General features: G+C 66.9%; 16 protein-coding genes and 1 pseudogene. 6 read left to right on the top strand and 11 right to left on the bottom strand.

Features of this window, described 5'->3' with window-relative positions; genetic code table 11:
• Positions 1 to 113 precede the first annotated feature (113 nt).
• Entirely contained in the window at positions 114 to 671 is a 558-nt protein-coding gene (locus tag ACSLUQ_RS07725) for a polysaccharide biosynthesis/export family protein (RefSeq protein ID WP_417772829.1), read from the bottom strand.
• Between the two features lie 174 nt (positions 672 to 845).
• Between ACSLUQ_RS07725 and ACSLUQ_RS07720 the strand changes: the two genes are divergently transcribed.
• Positions 846 to 3,119 (top strand): exopolysaccharide transport family protein, encoded by a 2,274-nt coding sequence (locus ACSLUQ_RS07720; RefSeq protein WP_461808174.1) that lies wholly within the window; start codon positions 846 to 848, stop codon positions 3,117 to 3,119.
• A 104-nt stretch (positions 3,120 to 3,223) separates the two neighbouring features.
• Here the strand turns inward: ACSLUQ_RS07720 and ACSLUQ_RS07715 are convergent, their stop codons facing one another.
• The gene (locus ACSLUQ_RS07715) at positions 3,224 to 4,450 is read right to left on the bottom strand and encodes a GNAT family N-acetyltransferase (protein WP_461808173.1); all 1,227 of its coding nucleotides are present in this window, start codon (positions 4,448 to 4,450) and stop codon (positions 3,224 to 3,226) included.
• Positions 4,451 to 4,575: 125 nt separating this feature from the next.
• On the opposite strand from ACSLUQ_RS07715, the gene ACSLUQ_RS07710 reads away from it, so the two are divergent.
• A complete protein-coding gene (locus ACSLUQ_RS07710) occupies positions 4,576 to 5,658 on the top strand; it encodes a polysaccharide deacetylase family protein (protein ID WP_417772832.1) in 1,083 nt (360 codons plus the stop codon).
• Here the strand turns inward: ACSLUQ_RS07710 and ACSLUQ_RS07705 are convergent.
• Positions 5,633 to 5,863: a DUF2842 domain-containing protein gene (locus ACSLUQ_RS07705; protein ID WP_417772833.1), complete on the bottom strand. Its 231-nt coding sequence runs from the start codon at positions 5,861 to 5,863 to the stop codon at positions 5,633 to 5,635. The two genes, ACSLUQ_RS07710 and ACSLUQ_RS07705, sit on opposite strands and share 26 nt — an antisense overlap.
• A gap of 224 nt (positions 5,864 to 6,087) precedes the next feature.
• Between ACSLUQ_RS07705 and ACSLUQ_RS07700 the strand changes: the two genes are divergently transcribed.
• Entirely contained in the window at positions 6,088 to 7,179 is a 1,092-nt protein-coding gene (locus ACSLUQ_RS07700) for a COX15/CtaA family protein (protein WP_461808172.1), read from the top strand.
• 85 nt (positions 7,180 to 7,264) lie between these two features.
• Here ACSLUQ_RS07700 and ACSLUQ_RS07695 read toward each other — a convergent pair whose 3' ends face one another.
• Together ACSLUQ_RS07695 and ACSLUQ_RS07690 are read right to left on the bottom strand one after the other, a co-directional pair.
• Positions 7,265 to 8,632, bottom strand: a complete 1,368-nt coding sequence (locus ACSLUQ_RS07695) for a peptidoglycan-binding domain-containing protein (RefSeq protein ID WP_461808171.1) — start codon at positions 8,630 to 8,632, stop codon at positions 7,265 to 7,267.
• Between the two features lie 219 nt (positions 8,633 to 8,851).
• Positions 8,852 to 9,223, bottom strand: a complete 372-nt coding sequence (locus tag ACSLUQ_RS07690; RefSeq protein ID WP_461808170.1) for a YbaN family protein — start codon at positions 9,221 to 9,223, stop codon at positions 8,852 to 8,854.
• Positions 9,224 to 9,418: 195 nt separating this feature from the next.
• Between ACSLUQ_RS07690 and ACSLUQ_RS07685 the strand changes: the two genes are divergently transcribed.
• Positions 9,419 to 10,156 carry a DUF502 domain-containing protein gene (locus tag ACSLUQ_RS07685; RefSeq protein WP_417774463.1) on the top strand — a complete coding sequence of 246 codons (738 nt, stop codon included), beginning with the start codon at positions 9,419 to 9,421 and terminating at the stop codon, positions 10,154 to 10,156.
• 6 nt (positions 10,157 to 10,162) lie between these two features.
• On the opposite strand, the gene recG is transcribed toward ACSLUQ_RS07685, so the two are convergent.
• Positions 10,163 to 12,265 (bottom strand): ATP-dependent DNA helicase RecG, encoded by a 2,103-nt coding sequence (gene recG / locus ACSLUQ_RS07680; RefSeq protein WP_461808169.1) that lies wholly within the window; start codon positions 12,263 to 12,265, stop codon positions 10,163 to 10,165.
• 201 nt (positions 12,266 to 12,466) lie between these two features.
• Here recG and ACSLUQ_RS07675 point away from each other — a divergent pair, with 201 nt between their 5' ends.
• Both ACSLUQ_RS07675 and mfd read left to right on the top strand, forming a co-directional pair.
• A complete protein-coding gene (locus ACSLUQ_RS07675) occupies positions 12,467 to 12,796 on the top strand; it encodes an FAD assembly factor SdhE (protein ID WP_461808168.1) in 330 nt (109 codons plus the stop codon).
• A 68-nt stretch (positions 12,797 to 12,864) separates the two neighbouring features.
• Entirely contained in the window at positions 12,865 to 16,365 is a 3,501-nt protein-coding gene (mfd, locus tag ACSLUQ_RS07670) for a transcription-repair coupling factor (RefSeq protein WP_461808167.1), read from the top strand.
• A 116-nt stretch (positions 16,366 to 16,481) separates the two neighbouring features.
• Here the strand turns inward: mfd and ACSLUQ_RS07665 are convergent, their stop codons facing one another.
• From ACSLUQ_RS07665 to ACSLUQ_RS07645, 5 genes and pseudogenes are all read right to left on the bottom strand, one after another.
• A complete protein-coding gene (locus tag ACSLUQ_RS07665) occupies positions 16,482 to 17,765 on the bottom strand; it encodes an O-acetylhomoserine aminocarboxypropyltransferase (protein ID WP_417774467.1) in 1,284 nt (427 codons plus the stop codon).
• Positions 17,766 to 17,956: 191 nt separating this feature from the next.
• Entirely contained in the window at positions 17,957 to 18,106 is a 150-nt protein-coding gene (locus ACSLUQ_RS07660) for a hypothetical protein (protein WP_461808166.1), read from the bottom strand.
• Between the two features lie 34 nt (positions 18,107 to 18,140).
• Positions 18,141 to 18,245 (bottom strand): annotated as a pseudogene (locus ACSLUQ_RS07655) (IS5/IS1182 family transposase); the annotation flags it as partial.
• Between the two features lie 40 nt (positions 18,246 to 18,285).
• Positions 18,286 to 18,843: a CoA-binding protein gene (locus ACSLUQ_RS07650; RefSeq protein ID WP_461808165.1), complete on the bottom strand. Its 558-nt coding sequence runs from the start codon at positions 18,841 to 18,843 to the stop codon at positions 18,286 to 18,288.
• Positions 18,844 to 18,850: 7 nt separating this feature from the next.
• A complete protein-coding gene (locus ACSLUQ_RS07645) occupies positions 18,851 to 19,687 on the bottom strand; it encodes an enoyl-CoA hydratase (protein WP_417774471.1) in 837 nt (278 codons plus the stop codon).
• Positions 19,688 to 19,721 lie beyond the last annotated feature (34 nt).

Below are 19,721 nucleotides of genomic sequence, written 5' to 3'. Positions count from 1 at the left end.
CAGCACCCGGCCGGATTATGCTTCCGGTCCAGGCAACGGCAAAGCTAGCAGGTGGCGGTGAGTCCCAGGTTAACCGCGCGCCGCGTGAAGGGCGCTCTGGCGGCGGCGTGCCGTCAGAAGAATCGCTCTCTCACATAGATCGTGTCGCCGGGGCGGATCGGATCGGTGATCGGCACGCGACCGCTCAGGATCTCGCCGTTGATCTGGCGGGTGATATCCACCGAGGATTGCTGCGCGCGGGGCGTGAAGCCGCCGGCGGTTGCGATCGCGTTCTGTGCCGTCATGCCCGCCACATAGGCGTACTGGCCGGAATTCGAGACCTCTCCCATGACGAAGAGCGGGCGGTAGGTGGCGACCTCGACGGAGACGTCCGGATCGCGCAAGTAGCCGTTTTTCAGCCGATTCGTGATGGATGACTCGAGTTCGCGGAGGGTCAGTCCACGCGCCGGAACGCTGCCGATGAGGGGCATCGAGATGTAGCCCGCCTGATCGACCGTGTAGGTGTTGTTGAGGTCGCGCTGACCGAAGACGATCACCCGCAGGACATCGCTCGAATCGAGCCTGTAGGGCTTGGTCAGAATGTCGTGAAAGGCCGTCGGCGGCTGCCGGTATCCGCTGCAGGCGGCGACCATGAGGCAGAGGCAGAGGGTGGCGGCAATACGGCTGAACATCCCGATCTCCTGAAGCGATTGCGCCAGTATTTCGCCGAACGTGGTTAACTTGCGGTGAATCCCCGCGATCTCTTTCACGAGGACGCATTAAGGGCACTTGGTTCGGGATGGTTAACACTCCGCTTACCATAGCGAGGCATCATCCTTGCCAAGTATTTCCTTGGAGTAGCGAGCATGAGTGAGCCGCTGACACCTGGCATGACCCGGTCCGATGCGGAGGAGCGCGTCGAGATCGACGTTGCGTCCATCCTTGCTGCCCTGCGCCGGTCGCTGCGCTGGCTGCTGCCGCTCTGCATCGCGGTCGCCGTGTGCGCCTTTGTGGTGCTGCAGATCGTGCCGTCCCGCTACCGGGCCGAATCGAAGGTGCTGATCGAGACGTCGGACATGGTCTATCCGGGCCAGGCGCGCGGTGCGGAAGAGGAGCGCGCGCTGCTCGACAACGAGGGCGTTGCCAGTCAGGTCGAGCTACTCATGTCGCGCGATCTCCTGCGCCGTGTTGCCAAGCGCCTGGACCTCGCGGCCGAGCCGGAGTTCGAGGCCGGCGGATCCGGCGGGCTGGTCCGCGACATGCTGGTCGCCCTTGGCGTGACCCGCGATCCCGAGCGCAATTCGGACCAGGAGCGGATGCTCAAGGTTCTCTATGAGAATCTCGACGTCTTCCGCGTCGACGGATCGCGCGTCATTTCGGTACGCTACGTGTCTCGCGATCCGGAGCTGGCCGCGCGAGTCGCCAATGCCATCGTCGAGGAATACCTGAACCTCCAGTCGTCGGTGAAGCGTGAGACCACGGATCTTGCCGCAACCGCGCTCGAGCCGCAGGTCGAGCGGCTTCGCAAGGATGTGAAGGAAGCACAGGAAAAGGTGGAGGCCTGGCGTTCGGGGCAGGGGCTTCTTCTGGGTGCCGACAACCAGACGCTCGACCAGCAGCAGCTTGGCGAGGTCAGCACCCAGCTTTCCGACGCCCGTGCGGCCCGCTCGCAGGCAGAGGCGCGCGCCGATCTCATTCGCGGCCAGCTCCGCGCCGGCGGATCTCTGGAGAGCGCCAACGAGGTTCTGAATTCGCAGTTGATCCAGCGTCTGGTCGAACGCCAGGTCGAACTGCGCGGACGAATCGCCGAGCTGTCCACCACGCTGCTCCCCAATCACCCGCAGATCCGGGCTCTGCGCTCGCAGCTTGCCGATTTCGACCGCCAGATCCGCCAGGAGGCGGCAAAGATCGCCGCCGGGCTGGAGAACGAGGCGAAGATCCAGCAGGAGCGCGTCGAATCGCTGACCCGTACGCTCGAAGAGCTCAAGACGCGGGCCGCGAAGTCCAACGAGGACCAGATCCGGTTGCGGGAGCTTGAGCGCGAGGCGCAGGTCAAGGCGACCCAGCTCGACCAGCTCATGACTCGTTACCGCGAGGCCGACACCCGGCGCAACGCACCGGTTCTCGGCGCGGATGCGCGTGTGATCTCGCGCGCCACCGTGCCGCTAGAGCCCTATTGGCCCAAGACCGGCCCGATTGTCGGCATCCTCACCTTCGTCACCTTCATTCTCGGCGCCCTCGTCGTCGTACTCGGCCAGTTTCTCTCCGGGCGTGCCTTCGCCAGCGTCCCGCTTGCCGAGGACGGCGACGACAGCGCGCCTGCCGGTCGTGACAAGGCAATGCCCGTTCCCGCATCCCTGGGGGGCAGCTATGGTGGCTATGCGTCGGCCGCGCCTTCGGCGAGCTATTCCGGCAACTGGCAGCCCCCGGCGACCGGCAATGTGACAATGGAGGATGCGGACGAGCCGCTTGAGCCGCAAGGCGAGGCCACGCCTGCCAAGCCCAAGGACCAGGATCTGATTGCCGAGACCCGTGCGCATCTCGCGGAAGCTGCGGCCGACACCGGCGCGGCGTCAGCGGCGATGCAGGGCGAGGGCGACCGCCCGCGCCGCGTCGCGGTTCTCTCGGTCGACAGCGACGAGGCCTCGCAAGGGGTGGCCTTCCGCCTCGTGCGCGAAGCCGCCGAGGACGGCGTGCTGCCGCTCTTCCTGGAGGTTCGCCCCGATCTTGCCGACCCGGAAGCCGTGCCGGGCTTCGCCGAGCTTCTGGAAGGCTCCGCCTCCTTCGCCGGCGTCATCTACCGGGACGCCGCGTCGCGGGCGCATGTGATCGAATCCGGACGCCGTGCCATCGACGACGATCTCGCCCAGGGGGGCAGGTTCGAACTGCTGATGGATGCGATCGACCACACCTACGACCAGGTTTTCTTCGACCTTGGGCTCATCGACGACGCGCTGATCAGCGCCCAGATCCTCGCCATGGCCGACAAGGTGGTGGTGGCGAGCGGCGGCTCGCCGGCCGGCCCGGAACTGGAGGCGGCACTCCGGATGCTGGCCGACCAGACGGGCGCGCCGGTTGTCGTCGAGCGTGTCTCGCGCACACGTCCCGGCGGGAACTCGCGCTCCGACATGGCTGCCTAGGGGCGCGCGGCCCGCATTTCTTGCGGGAAAGGCAAGCGGGAACGAAAAAGGGACGCCGGCGGATGCGGGCGTCCCTTTTCGCTGTCTTGCAGAGATGAAATCCGTCAGCCGACCAGCTTGCGAAGCTGCCTGACCCTTTGCCACAGGGCGGGCGTGTTGCGGATCCGGCGCTTGGCGGAGCGCACCTGACGGATCGCCGCCAGCATGATCCTGCCGCGCAGCGTCACCGGAACGTCGACGTCGAGCAGCACTTCCTTGTCCGCCCAGGCCGTCTTGTAGCGCTCGGCGCCAAGCCCGAAGTCGAAGCATGTCGCCCCGAGCGCGCAGGCATCGGCGATGACATGGTTGAGCAGCAGGTCGCCCGGACTGCAGGCGGCCGCATCCTCGTCGATGCTGTTGGTATAGGCGTGGAAGCGGTCGTATTGCATGCCGCAAAGATAGGTGGCGCGCACCTCGCTGCCGCACTCCAGCGCATAGATCATGAAACGGTCGTCGCCGGCCTCGAGCGAGCGCTTCAACTGCTCGCGCAGGAAGGCGCGCATGTCGGGCACGTCGAACACGTTGGGAATGCCCTGGCTCGCCTGCCGCACGCCGCGTTGTGCGATCAGGGTATCGAGGAAGGCGAGCGCCGTTTCGAGATCGTCCGCACGGCGGAAGGTGAGGGGGCCGGCCTCCGCCAGCTTGCGCTCCTTGGTGCGCAGCTTCTTGCGGGCGCTGGAACTGCGGCGCGCCTTGTAGAGCGTGTCGAAATCCGGCTGCAGCGGGAAGGCGTGAACGGCGTTGAGGCTTTCCACCGCCTTGTTGTCGACCAGCGGATGAATGCGGGCGTCGAGCGTTGCCGGCACATACTTGAGATCGAACAGGTCGACGCCGTTCTCGGCTCCGACCCGGATCAGCGCCTTGTGCAGGCTCTTGGCGTGAATGCCGGCAAGAATGTCCCGTCGCCACAGGCCCGAATTCTGGTTTCCGTGGAAGTCGCCGAGAAAGCGGCCGACCGTGGCGAGCCCGCCGGCCCTGCGCCGGTAGGACAGCGGCAGCAGGAACGCCGGCTTGCCTTCCAGTTCGCCGACAACGATCAGCGCCTCGATGCCGCGCCCGCGTCCGACCCGGTCGTACCAGGAGGACAGCCATTCGTAGCTGGTGAAGAGCGTGCCGAAGGCGTGGTCCTGCAACTGGCGCCATTCGGCTTCGACCGCATGGGGGTCGCTGACCGCGCGGATCGCGAATTCGCCGGTTTCCAGCAGGGCGTCAAGCCTCATGGCCTCGACGTCCATGTCTTCGAAATCATGCGCCTGAAAGAGCTCGGTCGATCTCGCAAGTGCTTCCGCCATTCCTTCCCCCCGCCGCGCGACAGCGCTGGCATCCCGTACCGTTCTGCTCTTCTGAGTAGCAAGGAGTTCTAAAGAAAACGTCGATAGTGTCCGTATCGAACGGTGGCCATGGGGAATTTTGAGGAATGGATCTGCGTCGCGGATTGCTTGCAGCAGGTTGCGCGGTGCTCGACCGGAGCGGGATCGGTCGCGCGCTGATGCCCCTCACCGGCGGACGCGGTCTCATCCTGACGCTGCACAGCGTCCAGCCCGGTTGCGCGCCGCGCGGGTTCGACCCCAATGCGCATCTGCGCGTGACGCCGGAGTTCCTCGACCACACCATTCGCCAGATCCGCGCTGCCGGCATCGAACTCGTCTCGCTGGAAGAAGCCGTCACGCGCGGCATCGACGCACCCGCCGGCGGTGGCAAGCGGTTCGCCGCGCTGACCTTCGACGACGGCTATCGCGACAATCTCGTCCACGCCTATCCGGTGCTCCGACGTCACGGCGTGCCCTTCACCATCTTCGTCACCACGGGCTTCGTCGACCGGACGGCGGAGATCTGGTGGGAGGCGCTGTCGCGCATCGTTGCCAGGGCGGAAACGATCGAGGTTCCTGTCGGACGGGGAATGCAGCGCTTTCCCGCCGCGACCTGTGCGCAGAAGGCGCGCGTCTTCTGTCATGTTCTGCACTGGTTCACGCGCGAACTTGGCGAGGATTCCCAGCGTCTCGAGCTGCGTCGGCTGGCCGAGCGACACGGCGTCGACCTGACCGCGCTGGCCGAGGAGCTGATCCTGTCCTGGGAGGAACTGCGCGGGTTGATGGCCGATCCGCTGTTCACCGTCGGCGCGCACACCCACGACCATTTCGCGCTCGCCCGTCTCACCCGCGAGCGTATGCACGCGGATGTCGCGAAGGGCCTGTCGCGGCTGTCTGAGGAGCTGGGCGTTCGCCCGGCGTGTTTCGCCTATCCCTATGGCTACGAGGCCGCCGTCAACAGCGAGGCGGGCGAGGTCGTCGCCGAATTCGGGTTTCGCGCGGCGATGACCACGCGGCCGGGCATGATCTGCGCGAAATCCGACCGCATGGCGCTGCCGCGTGTCTCGCTCAACGGCTATTTCCAGAACGCCGCCGTCGTCTCCCAGTATCTCACCGGCGTGCCGTTTCCCGTCTACAATCTCGTGCGGCGCGTTCGCGACGTGGTCAATCCGCATCCTGCCTGCGGCTGAGCCGGAAGCCGTGTTCCATCCACCAGATGATTGCGCCGGCGGGAACCGTCCAGGCTAGCCCGGCAATGCCGTAATAGAGCATGCGCACCGCGCCCGAGGCCTCCTGCATCGTCATGTCTCCGATCACCATCGCCACGAAGGCGTAGACGATGACGAAGGCGACCAGCAGCACCATGCCGATGAACTTGCGCAGACGGTTGGGCATATCGCGGTTCGTTCCTGTTGCCGGGCTCCGGGGGCGGAGCCGCTTCCCGCTTGAGTGAATGTGTCACAGCCGGTGCAAGGTCAAGCCCTGCGCAAAGGCCTTGTCATTCCCCGGCGCGGTCTGTAACCCCTTTGTCGCGGGCTTGCAGCGCTCGGACAGCGGCGGAGAGCCGCGCCGTTCAGCTCCCGCGAGAGCCCTTGGGATCCACTCAGCCAGAGCCAGCCATGACCGACACCACGGCCACCGCGACCCCGGTTCCGGGCACCGAACCAGCCAGGATCGCGCGCGATCGCAAGGCGATCCGCCTCTGGCTCTACGCAATCTGCCTCATGATCTTGGCCATGGTCATCGTCGGCGGCGCGACGCGGCTGACGGAGTCCGGCCTCTCCATCACGGAGTGGAAGCCGATCCACGGCATCATTCCGCCGCTGTCGGTCGCCGAGTGGGAGGAGGAACTGGCGAAATACCGCCAGATTCCCGAGTATCAGCTCATCAACAAGGGCATGTCGCTCGAGGAGTTCAAGGTCATCTTCTGGTGGGAATGGTCCCACCGGCTGCTTGGCCGTCTCATCGGCGTTGCCTTCTTCGTGCCGCTTGTCTGGTTCTGGGCGCGCGGGCGTGTCGAGAACTGGCTGAAGCCCTGGCTCGTCGTTGGCCTCGCGCTCGGCGGTCTGCAGGGCGCCGTCGGCTGGTGGATGGTCGCCTCCGGTCTCGTCGACCGGGTCGACGTCAGCCAGTACCGTCTGGCCACCCATCTGACGCTCGCCTGTCTGATCTTCGCCTATCTCTACATGTTGGCCCGCTATCTGGCCTTCGCGCCCATCGGGCGGGCGGTCGCGCAAGCGGATGCGCGCCCCTTTGCCGGGGCGGCCGCGGGGCTTGTCGCTCTGCTCTTCGTGCAGATCTTTCTTGGCGGCCTGGTGGCGGGGCTGAAGGCCGGCCACACGTTCAACACATGGCCGCTGATGGACGGGCAGTTCATTCCCTCCGGCCTGTGGATCCAGACCCCAGCCTGGCTCAATCACTTCGAGAACGCGCTGACCGTCCAGTTCCAGCATCGCATGGCCGGCTATGCCGTCGTCGCGCTGGCCGTCCTGCTCGCGCTCGCGGTACGCCGCCGCGCCGCTGGCAGCCAACTCGGCTGGGCGAGCGCGCTTGCCGCGCTGTGCCTGCTGGCGCAGATGACGATCGGCATCGCAACGCTTCTTGGTCAGGTGCCTTTCACGCTGGCTCTCATGCACCAGGGCTTCGCCGTCGTCGTTCTCGGTGCCTGCCTTGAATTCTGGGCACGGGCCCGGTTTGCGCCGACGCGCTGACTGAACGCCCGGGTTTCTCCTCGTCAAACAAGACGGCCGCCCGGAGGTTCCGGGCGGCCGTTTGCGTTCGTGCGCGGTGTCGACCTCAATCGGCCTTGTCGGTGGGCTGCTTCGCGCCTCCGGTCGTGACCGGGCTCGGGCAGATCATTCCCAGGTCTCCGACGGTGATGCAGGCGCTGCACCAGGTGATCCCCTGGCTCTCGGCCTGCGCGGCGAGCTCCTCCTCGCTCATGCCTTCCGGTGCGGGGATGCAGCTTTTTCCGCAAGGGGCGATCTCGGCCTTCTCGCCCGACAGCAGCCGGTAGAGCTTGCCCGTTGCGCACATGGCCGGGGCCGGCAGGAACCCGCCCACCGGCACGGCGCCCGGACCCGCGGGGCCGCTGTCCGCCGTCGCGTCAGCCGCCGTCGCGCCGTCATCAGCGGTTGCTGCGCTGTCGTTGCCCTGCGTCGCCGGCGGCGGGCCGCCGGGGGCGTCCGCCTGACAGGCGGCAAAGAGCTTCGCCAGCGTTTCCGGGTCGGTGTAGGGCACATCGGCATCGCCAAGCCCCGCCTCGTCGCGGAATTCGCTCCAGGCGGACTTCGTCTTGCGTCCGACCAGCCCGTCCTCGGGGCCGGCGTCAAAGCCGGCGGCGTTCAGGCAGGTCTGGATCCAGGTGATGTTCTCCTGCGGCGTCGGGCGCGGCTTGTCGGGCGCGCAACCGGTTCCATAGGCGCTGTAACCCTGGGCGCAGACACAGCGGTTCTTCGATCCCGAATAGACGAAGGGGAAGGTGCAGGACTGCGAGTCCCGACGCACGCATTCGCCGTTCACCACGACATTGCCGCTGGGGCAGATGCAGCCGCCGGCGGAGGCCGAGAACCTCCAGGGGGCGTCGCAGGCCGGGGGCGGCAGGATCGGGGGCACCGGAACCGGCAGCACGCAGCGGCGTTCGATGCCGGAGTAGATATAAGGCAGGCGGCAGTTCGGACGGTCCGGCAGGACGCAACGCCCGCCGCGCATCACGCGCGGCGACCGGCACTCCGGCGGGCGGGGCGGCAACACGCAGCGCCCGCCGCGCAGCACCTGCGGCGGCCGGCAGACGATGGGACGCAGCGGGTCGACGCAGCGGCCGTTGCGCCAGACCTTGGGCGCGCGGCACAGCAGCGGCGTCTCGGGGATGACGCAGCGTCCGTTCCTGAGAACGCGCGGCGCGACGCACACGACCGGCAGGTTCGGCACGACGCAGCGCCCGTTTCTGAGCACCTTGGGCGGCGTGCACACCACGACGCGCTCGGGGGCGACGCAGCGTCCGAAGCGCAGCACCCTCGGCGGCAGGCAGATGACCGGCCTGAGCCCCTCCGCCCCGCGATCCGCCGGCCGGATCTCGATGGGTTGCGCGGTGGCCGGGGCGGACAGCACGAAGCCGCCCAGGAGCAGCGCGAAGGCCGCGATGAGAAGAGAAAGGGGGCGCAAGGCCCGACCCGGCGAAAGGCTGGGGCCGGGAGGCAGCCCGGAAGTGGCAACGCATGTCATGACCAGTCCTCTGCGTTCGGTGTGCGGTCGCGGCATCCTGTCGCGGAGGCCGGCGGAACAGGAGCAGCATGCGCCCGGCAGGACAGATCATGCGTGACGGAGATCACGCCATCGCCTGCGTCTTTCGACTTTACCTTAACGCAGCGTTTTTCAGAGCGCTCATTCGCCCATCGTCGGACGCGAGGCGACGAATCCGGCGCAGGCGAGCATGACCAGCGCGACGCCGAGCGAGAGCGCCGGGCCGGGGCGGGCGCTGGCGAGGAAAACCAGATAGCCGGTCGTCATGCCACCAAGGGCGAGCAGCTTGCCGTTGCGCGAGATGGCGCCGTGTTCGCGCCAGGCGCGGATGCCGGGACCGGCCACCGGATGGGAGAGCAGCCACGCTTCGAGCGCGGGCGAGGAGCGGGCGAAGCAGCCGGCGGCGAGAATGAAGAAGATTGTCGAGGGCAGGAGCGGCAGAAACGCGCCGATGACGCCGATGACGACGAGAAGCACGCCCAGACCCGCGAAGACGAACCGACCGATACGCACTGACCTGCGCTCCATTTCATCAAAGACGCTCATATTTTCGCCAGCGACCTTCTATCAGGTTCATTTGACGGGCGACCTGACATATCTATGGCAAAGGGCAATGAAAGAAACCGTTTGCGCCAGAACACATTCCGGGGCGGGGATGAGGCGAACGGGCGGCGCATGGCGCCGCCAGAGGCAGGGCAGATCCGACACATGACGTCCGAAAACAATGCGCAGCATCTGGAAGGCGACATCAAGCCGCCGCGTCCGAGCGCGATGACGCGCCTTCGAAACTACTTCCTGACGGGCCTCGTCGTGGCCGGTCCGCTCGGCATCACCGCCTATCTGTCCTGGTCGATTGTCCAGTGGGTCGACGGCTGGGTGAAGCCGTTCCTGCCGCATTACTACAATCCCGACACCTATCTGCCGTTCCCGGTCCCCGGCGTCGGCCTCATCGTCGCCTTCATCAGCCTTGTCTTCATTGGCTTCCTGACGGCAAACATCGCCGGCCGCACGCTGCTCTCCTACGGCGAACTTCTTCTCGGCCGCATGCCGGTGGTGCGCAATCTCTACAGCGGCCTGAAGCAGATCTTCGAGACGGTGCTGGCGGAGCGCTCCAACAGCTTCAAGAAGGCCGCGATCATCGAGTATCCGCGCCCCGGCCTGTGGGCGATCGTCTTCATCGCCACGGACGCCCGAGGCGAGGTCGCACACAAGCTGGACCAGCAGGGGCGGGAGGTGACGGCGGTCTTTCTGCCGACGACGCCGAACCCGACCTCCGGCTTTCTGCTCTACGTGCCGAAATCCGAGATCATCGAACTCGACATGACCGTGGAGGAGGCGGCCAAGCTGGTCATTTCCGCCGGTCTCGTCAGCCCTGAATACGCCGATCTTGCAAGGATCGGAGACGAGGCCGCGCCGGAGCGTACCACCGCGAGGCGGGAGCGCTGAGCTGCCTCAGCCCGCCCTGAGCAGGCGGATCGCCTCGTCGCGGGCAAAGAGATAGAGCAGCACGCGAAGCGCCTGTCCGCGCGGCGAGACGAGATCCGGGTCGGTCTCCAGGACGAGGCGCGCGTCGTCGCGGGCGGTCTCGATCAGGTCGGCATGGGTCGAGGCGTCGCCGATACGAAAGCCGGGCATGCCCGACTGCCGCGTGCCGAGGATCTCGCCTTCGCCGCGCAGCCGCAGGTCCTCCTCGGCGATCAGGAAGCCGTCGTTGGTCTCGCGCATGATCGAGAGACGCGCGCGTGCGGTCTCGCCCACCGGCGCCTTGTAGAGAAGCAGGCAGGTCGAGGCCTCGGATCCGCGCCCGACGCGGCCGCGCAACTGATGCAGCTGCGACAGGCCGAAGCGTTCGGCATGCTCGATCACCATGATCGTCGCCGCGGGCACGTCGACGCCGACCTCGATCACCGTGGTGGCGACCAGCAGCCCGACCGGCCCGTCCTTGAAGGCGGACATGGCGTTGGCTTTTTCCTCGCCGCTCATGCGGCCGTGGACGAGCGCGACGCGGGGCCCCAGCATTTGTGTCAGCGTCTCGAAACGCTCTTCCGCCGCCGCGAGGTCCGACTTTTCCGATTCCTCCACCAGCGGGCACACCCAATATGCCTTGGTTCCGGCGTCGAGCGCCGAGCGTAGCCGCTCCACCACCTCGTCCATGCGCTCCTGCGGCACGGTCACCGTCTTGATCGGCTGGCGGCCTGCCGGCTTCTCGGCCAGGCGCGAGACATCCATGTCGCCGAAATAGGTGAGCACGAGCGTGCGCGGGATCGGTGTCGCCGTCATCACCAGCATGTCGACGCCTGCTCCCTTGGAGGAAAGCTGCAGGCGTTGATGAACGCCGAAACGGTGCTGTTCGTCGACGACCGCGAGCCCCAGGTTGTGGAATGCGACATCGCCCTGGAAGAGGGCGTGGGTGCCGACCACGAGGTCGATTTCACCCGCCTCCAGCGCCTCGCGGGTCTCCCGTCGGTGGCGGGTGCCGTCGCGCCCGGTCAAAACGGCGATGCGGATGCCGGCCGCCGCGCACAGCGGCGCCAGCGACTGGTAGTGCTGGCGGGCGAGGATTTCCGTCGGCGCCATCATCACCGCCTGGGCGCCCGACTCCACCGCCGCTGCGATGGACAGCAGCGCGACCGCGGTCTTGCCGGCGCCGACGTCGCCCTGGATCAGCCGCAGCATGCGGGTCGGGGCGGCCAGATCGGCCTCCACGTCGGCGATCGCCTGGTTCTGCCCGTCCGTCAGCCGGTAGGGCAGGGCGGCGAGGATCTTCTCCTTCAGCCGGCCGGAAAAGACACGGGCGATGCCGCGCGTCTGGCGCATGGAGCGGCGCACCAGCGCCAGCGCCAGCTGGTTGGCCAGGAACTCGTCATAGCTCAGCCGGGCCAGCGCCTGCTTGTCCTCCACCTCGAGTTCCTCGGGCGAGGGCTGGTGCATGGCGCGTAGCGCCTCGGCGAAACCCGGCCAGTTTGCCTGCGCCAGATAGGCCGGCTCCACCCATTCGGGAAGCTGCGGCAGCAGCGATAACGCGGCCGCCATCGCCTTTTGCAGCATCTTCGAGGAGAGGCCCTGGGTCAGCGGATAGACCGGCTCGATCAGCGGCAGGCTGTCGGCCTCGTCCGCCGGCACCACATGGTCGGGATGCACCATCTGCGGGCGGTCGTTGAAATGCTCGATGCGTCCCGAAACGATCAAGTCCTCGCCGACGGGAAAGGTCTTTTCCAGGAAAGGCGCGCGGGCGTGGAAGAAGACGAAAGTGATCTCGCCGGTGTCGTCATGGGCAAGGATGCGATAGGGCGCGCGGCTGCCGCGCGGTGGCGCCTGGTGGCGGTCGATGTGGACGTCGAGGGTGACGATGGCGCCTTCTGGCGCATGGGCGACGCCCGGGCGCAGCCGGCGGTCGATGATGCCGCTCGGCAGGTGAAACAGGAGATCGGCGACATTCGGCTCGCGCTCGGGCTCCTTGCCGAAGAGGCTGGCGAGCGTGCGCGCCGTGCGCGGACCGATGCCCGGCAGGCTGGAAACGGGCGTGAACAGGGGGTCGAGCAGGTTGGGGCGCATGTCTCTCCCGCCGGGCGGCGTGGTCCTGGTGTTGGCGTGTTCCGGTGCGTCTCGCCGGAGATCCCCGGCCTGCGTCGCCGGGTCGCGTTCGACTCGCACGGATTGAGTTTCCCGCCAAGGCCGTTATAACCCGCGAACCGGACGGTCCGTGTCAAGGCACGCGGCCGCCCTCGGCATTGGAACGGCGACAGGAGAGTGCGGATGTCCCATGATGCGGATACCCCCAAGGACGTGCGGTCGGCCGGTGGCGAGACGGGCGGAATGCTCGATGCGCGTCGCAAGCGCATGCTCTACCGCTGCCAGCATCGCGGCATGAAGGAGATGGACATTCTCCTCGGCGGTTACGCGAAGGAGCATCTTGCGGGGCTGGACGACGCCCAGCTCGACGAGCTCGAGCTGCTGATGGACGTGTCCGACCAGGATCTCTTCAAGTGGATGATCGGCAGCGGCGCGGTTCCGGCCGAGCATGACACGCCGCTCTACCGCGCCATCGTCTCCTACAAGCGCGACCTGATCGCCTCGGCCCGCTAGGCCGCAGACGCATCTGCGCATCCGGTTCCGTCACCGCGCGGCCCGGTCCATCGCGAGGACACGCAACCGTGTTGAAAGACTTATTGTCGGGAACGGCGAATGCCGTTGTCAGCGGCGTTCCGGACGGTGCTGAGGCCTATGTGCTCGCGCGTCTGGTCGCCGACGGGTCGGCGGGGCTGAAGCTCGTCTTCGTCGCCCGAGATGCCCAGCACGCGCGCACCGTCCAGGACGCGCTTTCCTATTTCGCGCCCGCCACCGAGGTTCTCGACTTTCCCGCCTGGGACTGTCTGCCCTACGACCGCGTCTCGCCAAACTCGGGCATCGTCGCACGGCGGCTCAGCTGCCTCAGCCGGCTTGCCGCCGGCGAGAAGACCTTCTCCGCGCCGGCGGTGCTGGTGACGACGGCAAACGCCGTTCTCCAGCGCGTGCCGGAGCGCGAATTCGCCGCCACGCAGACATGGCGGCTGGCGCCGGGCAATCGCGTCGATCTCGCAAAGCTTATCCGCTGGCTGGAGATCAACGGCTTCGCCCGTGCCTCGACCGTGCAGGACACGGGCGAATACGCCGTGCGCGGCGGCATCGTCGATGTCTATGCGCCCGGCATGGAAGCGCCCGTCCGGCTCGATTTCTTCGGCGACACGCTGGAATCGCTGCGTTCCTTCGATACCGAGAGCCAACGCACCACGAAGCAGCTCAAGCTGCTCGAGCTGGTGGCGATGAGCGAGGCGGTGCTGTCGGAAGAGGCGATCTCGCGTTTCCGCACCGGCTATGTCGCGCGCTTCGGCGCATCCGAGCGCGACGACGTGCTCTACCAGTCGATCAGCGACGGGCGTCGCTACGCCGGCATGGAGCACTGGCTGCCGCTCTACCATGAACGGCTGGAGACGCTCTTCGACTACACCGGCGCGGCGACGGTCGTGCTGGCGGCGGCCATTGACGATGTCGTGCGCGAGCGGCTCGACCAGATCGGCGAGCACCACGCAGCGCGTCTCGAGGCGATGGGGCAGGGCGGGACCAGCGGTTCCGTGCCCTACAAGCCGCTGCCGGTCGACGCGCTCTATCTGACCGGGGACGAGTGGCGCACGCGCCTTGCCGACGGGAGCTCGATCCGTCTCAGCCCCTTCGGCGTGCCGCCGGGAACGGGGCAGCAGGTGATCGAGCTGGATGGCAAGCAGGGTCGCAGCTTTGCCGCCGAGCGCGCCGCCGGCGACGTCAACGTCTTCGACACGCTCACCGCCCATGCCGCCGACCGGCGCAAGGCCGGCAAGCGCATCGTCATCGCCTGCTGGAGCGAGGGCTCGCGCGAGCGCCTGGCGCATGTCCTGGCCGACCATGGTCTCGACCGCGCGGCGCCCATCGCCACCGACAAGGATGCCCGCGACCTGCCAAAGGGCATGACGGGCCTGGCGCTGCTCGGCCTGGAGCACGGGTTCGAGATCGACGACCTGGCGGTCATCTGCGAGCAGGACATTCTCGGCGACCGGCTGGTGCGCCAGCGCAAGCGCCGCGCCAAGGGGGCGAACGTCCTCACCGAGGCGTCGAACCTGTCCCAGAACGATCTCGTTGTTCACGTCGACCACGGCATCGGCCGTTTCATCGGCCTGCGGACGATCGAGGCGGTCGGCGCGCCGCATGATTGTCTCGAACTGCAATATGCCGGCGGCGACAAGCTGTTCCTGCCGGTCGAGAACATCGAGCTTCTGACCCGCTACGGCTCGGAGGACACCGAGGCCCAGCTCGACAAGCTCGGCGGCGGAGCCTGGCAGGCGCGCAAGGCGCGCATGAAGAAGCGCATCCTCGAGATCGCCGACGGACTGATCCGCACCGCGGCCGCGCGCGCGTTGCGCACCGCGCCGGCGATCGTCGCGCCGGAAGGCGTCTACGACGAATTCGCCGCCCGCTTCCCCTATGACGAGACGGACGACCAGCTCAACGCCATCGACGCGGTCTTCGCCGATCTCTCCTCGGGCCGGCCGATGGACCGGCTGGTGTGCGGCGATGTCGGCTTCGGCAAGACCGAGGTGGCGCTTCGCGCCGCGTTCCTCGCGGCGATGACCGGCCGCCAGGTGGCGCTGGTGGTGCCGACGACGCTGCTCTCGCGCCAGCATTACAAGACCTTCGCCGAGCGCTTCCAGGGGCTGCCGATCAATGTCGCCCATGCCTCGCGGCTGGTGCCGCCGAAGGAGCTGGCTGCAACGAAGAAGGGTGTGGCCGATGGCTCCATCGACATTGTCGTCGGCACCCATGCCCTGCTTGGCAAGGGCATCAGCTTCCGCGACCTGGGGCTGCTCATCATCGACGAGGAGCAGCATTTCGGCGTCAAGCACAAGGAGCGGCTGAAAGAGCTGAAGTCCGAGGTTCATGTGCTGACCCTGTCGGCGACGCCGATCCCGCGCACGCTGCAGCTTGCGCTCTCGGGCGTGCGCGAGCTTTCGCTGATCGCGACGCCGCCGGTCGACCGGCTGGCGGTGCGCACCTTCATCTCGCCCTTCGATCCGGTGGTGGTGCGCGAGGCTCTGCTGCGCGAGCGCTACCGCGGCGGCCAGAGCTTCTACGTCTGTCCGCGCCTTTCCGACCTCGCCGACACCAAGGCTTTCCTCGAGGATCATGTGCCCGAGGTGAAGGTCGCCGTCGCCCACGGCCAGATGCCGCCGGGCGAGCTGGAAGACGTCATGAACGCCTTCTACGAGGGCGGGTTCGACGTGTTGCTCTCCACCACCATCGTGGAATCGGGCCTCGACATTCCGACCGCGAACACGCTGATCGTGCACCGGGCCGACATGTTCGGCCTTGCCCAGCTCTATCAGCTTCGCGGGCGCGTCGGGCGGTCGAAGACGCGCGCCTACGCGCTCTTCACGGTTCCGGCCAACAAGACGCTGACGCCGACCGCCGAGCGCCGTCTGAAGGTGCTTCAGTCGCTCGACAGCCTGGGGGCGGGCTTCCAGCTCGCCAGCCACGACCTCGACATTCGCGGTGCGGGAAACCTTCTCGGCGAGGAGCAGTCGGGCCACATCAAGGAAGTCGGCTTCGAGCTCTACCAGCAGATGCTGGAGGAGGCGGTCGCCCAGCTCAAGACCGGCGACGACACGCTGTCCAACGAGGCGTGGTCGCCGCAGATCCAGGTCGGCACGCCGGTGCTCATTCCCGAGGACTATGTTCCCGACCTGCCGCTGCGGCTGTCGCTCTATCGCCGGCTTGCCGATCTTTCGACGCCGGAGGAGATCGACGGCTTCGGCGCGGAGCTCATCGACCGCTTCGGCTCGCTGCCGGAGGAAGTCGATCACCTGCTCAAGATCGTCTACATCAAGGGCCTGTGCCGCCGCGCCAACGTGGAGAAGATCGACGCCGGTCCCAAGGGCGTCGTCATCGCCTTCCGCGGCAGCGAGTTCGCCAACCCCGGCGGGCTTGTCTCCTACATCGCCGAGCAGGGCGTTCTCGCAAAGATCCGTCCCGACCAGAAGGTGGTTCTCTCGCGCGACTGGCCGACCGCGGAGCAGCGCCTCAAGGGCGCGGCCTCGGTGCTGCTCAAGCTGGTTCGTCTCGCCGAGCAGGGGGCTGCTGCGGCATAGCCGGCGCGCCCCGGCCATGCTGTGATCCGCATCGGCCTTGCGCGAGAAAAGCACGCGAAACGCAAAGGGCCGGGCGTCACCGCCCGGCCCTTGCCGTTTGCACCGTTTGGATCGCCTCAGATCTTGCTCAGGGCGTTGTCCAGATCGGCGATGATGTCTTCCGCGTCCTCGATGCCGACGGAGATACGCACCACGTCGGAGCCAGCGCCCGCGGCCGTCCTCTGCTCGTCGGTGAGCTGGCGGTGGGTGGTCGAGGCCGGGTGGATCAGCAGCGAGCGGGTGTCGCCGATGTTGGCCAGATGCGACAGGATCTCGCAGTTGGAGACCAGCGCCACGCCGGCGTCATAGCCGCCCTTGACGCCGAAGGTGAAGACCGCGCCGGCGCCCTTCGGCATGTACTTCTTCTGGCGCTCGTGGTTCGGGTCGCCCGGCAGGCCGGCATAGGAGACCCAGGCCACCTTGTCGTGCCCTGCGAGGAATTCCGCCACCTGTTGCGCGTTGTCGCAATGGCGCTGCATGCGCAGCGGCAGCGTCTCGATGCCGGTCAGCAGCATGAACGAGTTGAACGGCGAGATGGCCGGGCCGAGATCGCGCAGGCCGAGCACGCGGCAGGCGATGGCGAAGGCGAAATTGCCGAAGGTCTCGTGCAGCACCATGCCGGAATACTCCGGGCGCGGCGTTGTCAGCAGCGGATAGCGGTCGGTCGAGGACCAGTCGTAGCTGCCGCCGTCGACGATCACGCCGCCCATGGAGTTGCCGTGGCCGCCCATGAACTTGGTCAGCGAGTGAAGCACGATGTCCGCGCCGTGCTCGATCGGACGGCAGAGGTAGGGGGTCGCCATCGTGTTGTCGACGATGAGCGGAATGTTGTGCTTCCTGGCGATCTTCGAGATCTCGGCGATGTCGGTGACGACGCCGCCCGGGTTCGCGAGGCTCTCGATGAAGATCGCGCGGGTGCGTTCGTCGATCTGCGCCTCGAAGGCGGCGGGGTCGGTGGCGTCGGCCCACTTCACGTTCCAGCCGAAGCTCTTGAACGAATGGTTGAGCTGGTTGATCGAGCCGCCATAAAGCTTGTTCGCGGCGACGATGTTGTCGCCCGGCGTCATCAGCGTGTGGAAGGCGAGGAGCTGAGCCGAATGACCCGAGGCGACGGCAAGCGCCGCCGTTCCGCCCTCAAGCGCGGCAACGCGCTCTTCCAGCACGGCCGTCGTCGGGTTGGTGATGCGGGTATAGATGTTGCCGAAGGCCTGCAGGCCGAACAGCGAGGCGGCATGGTCCACATCGTCGAAGACGAAGGAGGTCGTCTGGTAGATCGGCGTCACGCGCGCGCCGGTCGAAGGGTCGGGCTGGGCACCGGCGTGAATTGCGAGCGTTGAAAAACCGGGGATGCGGTCGGTCATGAAGTCCTCCTCGTTGAAACGTGGCCGGCATAGTGGCCGAAGGCGTTTTCCCCGTCAAAGCAAAGCAGTTGCGTTTTCCGTCACTTGGCGGAAAAGGTCAGGGGAGGTCCTCCGCGTTTCGTGCCGATGCACGCAGCAGGTGGGGAATGATTTTTCAAACCGCTCGGGAGGAGGGGCACGACGCACCCGCCTCAGGCAACCTCGCGCGGCCGGTTTACCTCGATTTTCCCGGAAAGCCCGTCGCGTGACCGGGCAAGGTCGTGGCGAGTCCGGAGGTTGATCCAGAACGCGGCGCTGGTATCGAAGTCGCGGCCAAGGCGCAGCGCCGTGCCGGTCGTCACGGGCGTTCTCCCTTGCGCGCGATCCTCATCCCCTTTGCCTGTAAAGCGCCTTGGAAGGGGGCATGCTCCTTCGCCAATCGCACCACCTGAGCCCGTTGCGATTGACGAAGATGATGCCGCTCAGAACGCGTCCTTCATTTGGTATCGTGCTGTGATGCAATCTGCCAATCAGCTCAGCCTCACTCTTTCCTGAGGCCGCGATGCTGGAAACCTGTCTTCAGCGCCGGTCGCTTCGACGAGATCATGCGCGAGTTGACGCCCGTCCAGCCGATCTCGCCGGAAAGCCGGCCGTATTCGATCTTCGGACACCGGTCCATGATCACCGTGAGGCCCTCGGCCTCCGCCAGCCGGGCGGCCTCGTTGTTCCTCACCGAAAGCTGCATCCAGATCACCTTCGGCTTCGGTTGCAGCGCAAGCGCGTCCCGCGTCACCCCGAGCGCGGCCTCTGAATTGCGGAAGATGTCGACCATGTCGATGGCGACAGGTGCCTCCGCGAGGCTGCCGTAAACGGGGCGTCCCAGGATTTCCTTGCCGGCAAGGCCCGGATTGATCGGATAGACCTCGTAGCCCTTGGCGATCAGGTATTTGAGCACAAGATAGGACGGCCGCGAGGTGTTGGCGCTCGCGCCCACCATCGCGATGGTCTTCACCTCGTCGAGGACGCGGCGGATCAGCGCGTCCTTGTAGCTGCCATGAGCGCTCATGCCGTCATTGGCGCTGCTGCTTTCCCCGTCCATGCCCATCTTACTCCCCGGTCCACGTCGGCGCGCGCTTCTCGATGAAGGCGCCGATTCCTTCCTCCGCGTCGCGGGCGAGCATGTTCTCGACCATCACCTGCGCGCAATGGTCATAGGCTTCGGCAAGCGGCATCTCCGCCTGCCGGTAGAAAGCCTCCTTGCCGATCTTCAGCGTCAGCGGCGACTTGGCCGCAATGGCCTCGGCGTATTTCGCCGTCACCTGGCCGAGGTAGTCCGCCGGCACCACCCGGTTGACGAGGCCGAACTCGCGCGCCGTGCCGGCGTCGATGATCTCGCCGGTGAGCAGCATCTCCATCGCCTGCTTGCGCGAGACATTGCGCGACAGCGCCACCATCGGCGTCGAGCAGAAGAGGCCGATGTTGACACCGGGCGTGCAGAAGCGCGCCTTGTCGCTGGCGATCGCCAGGTCGCAGGAGGCGACGAGCTGGAGTCCGGCCGCGGTGGCCATGCCGTCGACCTCGGCGATCACCGGGCGCGGATGGGTGACGATGGTCTGCATCAGCCGCGAGCAGCGCTGCATCACCTCGGTGAAATAGGCTCTACCACGGTCGTCGTGGCCGCGCGCGCCGGTCATTTCCTTCAGGTCGTGGCCGGCGCAAAAGACATTGCCGGTCGACTTGAGCAGAATCACCCGCACGTCGGCGTTGTCTGCCGCCGCCTCGAGCGCCTGCTGCAGGGCGGCCATCATTTCCTCCGACAGCGCATTGCGCCGCTCCGGGCGGTTCATCGTCAGCGTCAGAACGCCATCCGCCAGATGGCTTGCAACCGGCCCGCCATCACTCTTCGCGGAACCGTCCTTCGCCGCCAGTGTCGCCTCGCCCATGCGCTTGTCTCCCGTCCTCGCCGCACGTGCCGGC

The sequence above is a fragment of the Stappia sp. ICDLI1TA098 genome, assembly GCF_054880955.1.
The sequence above is the reverse complement of the archived record's forward strand: the minus strand, read 5'-3'. Positions and strand labels throughout refer to the sequence as shown.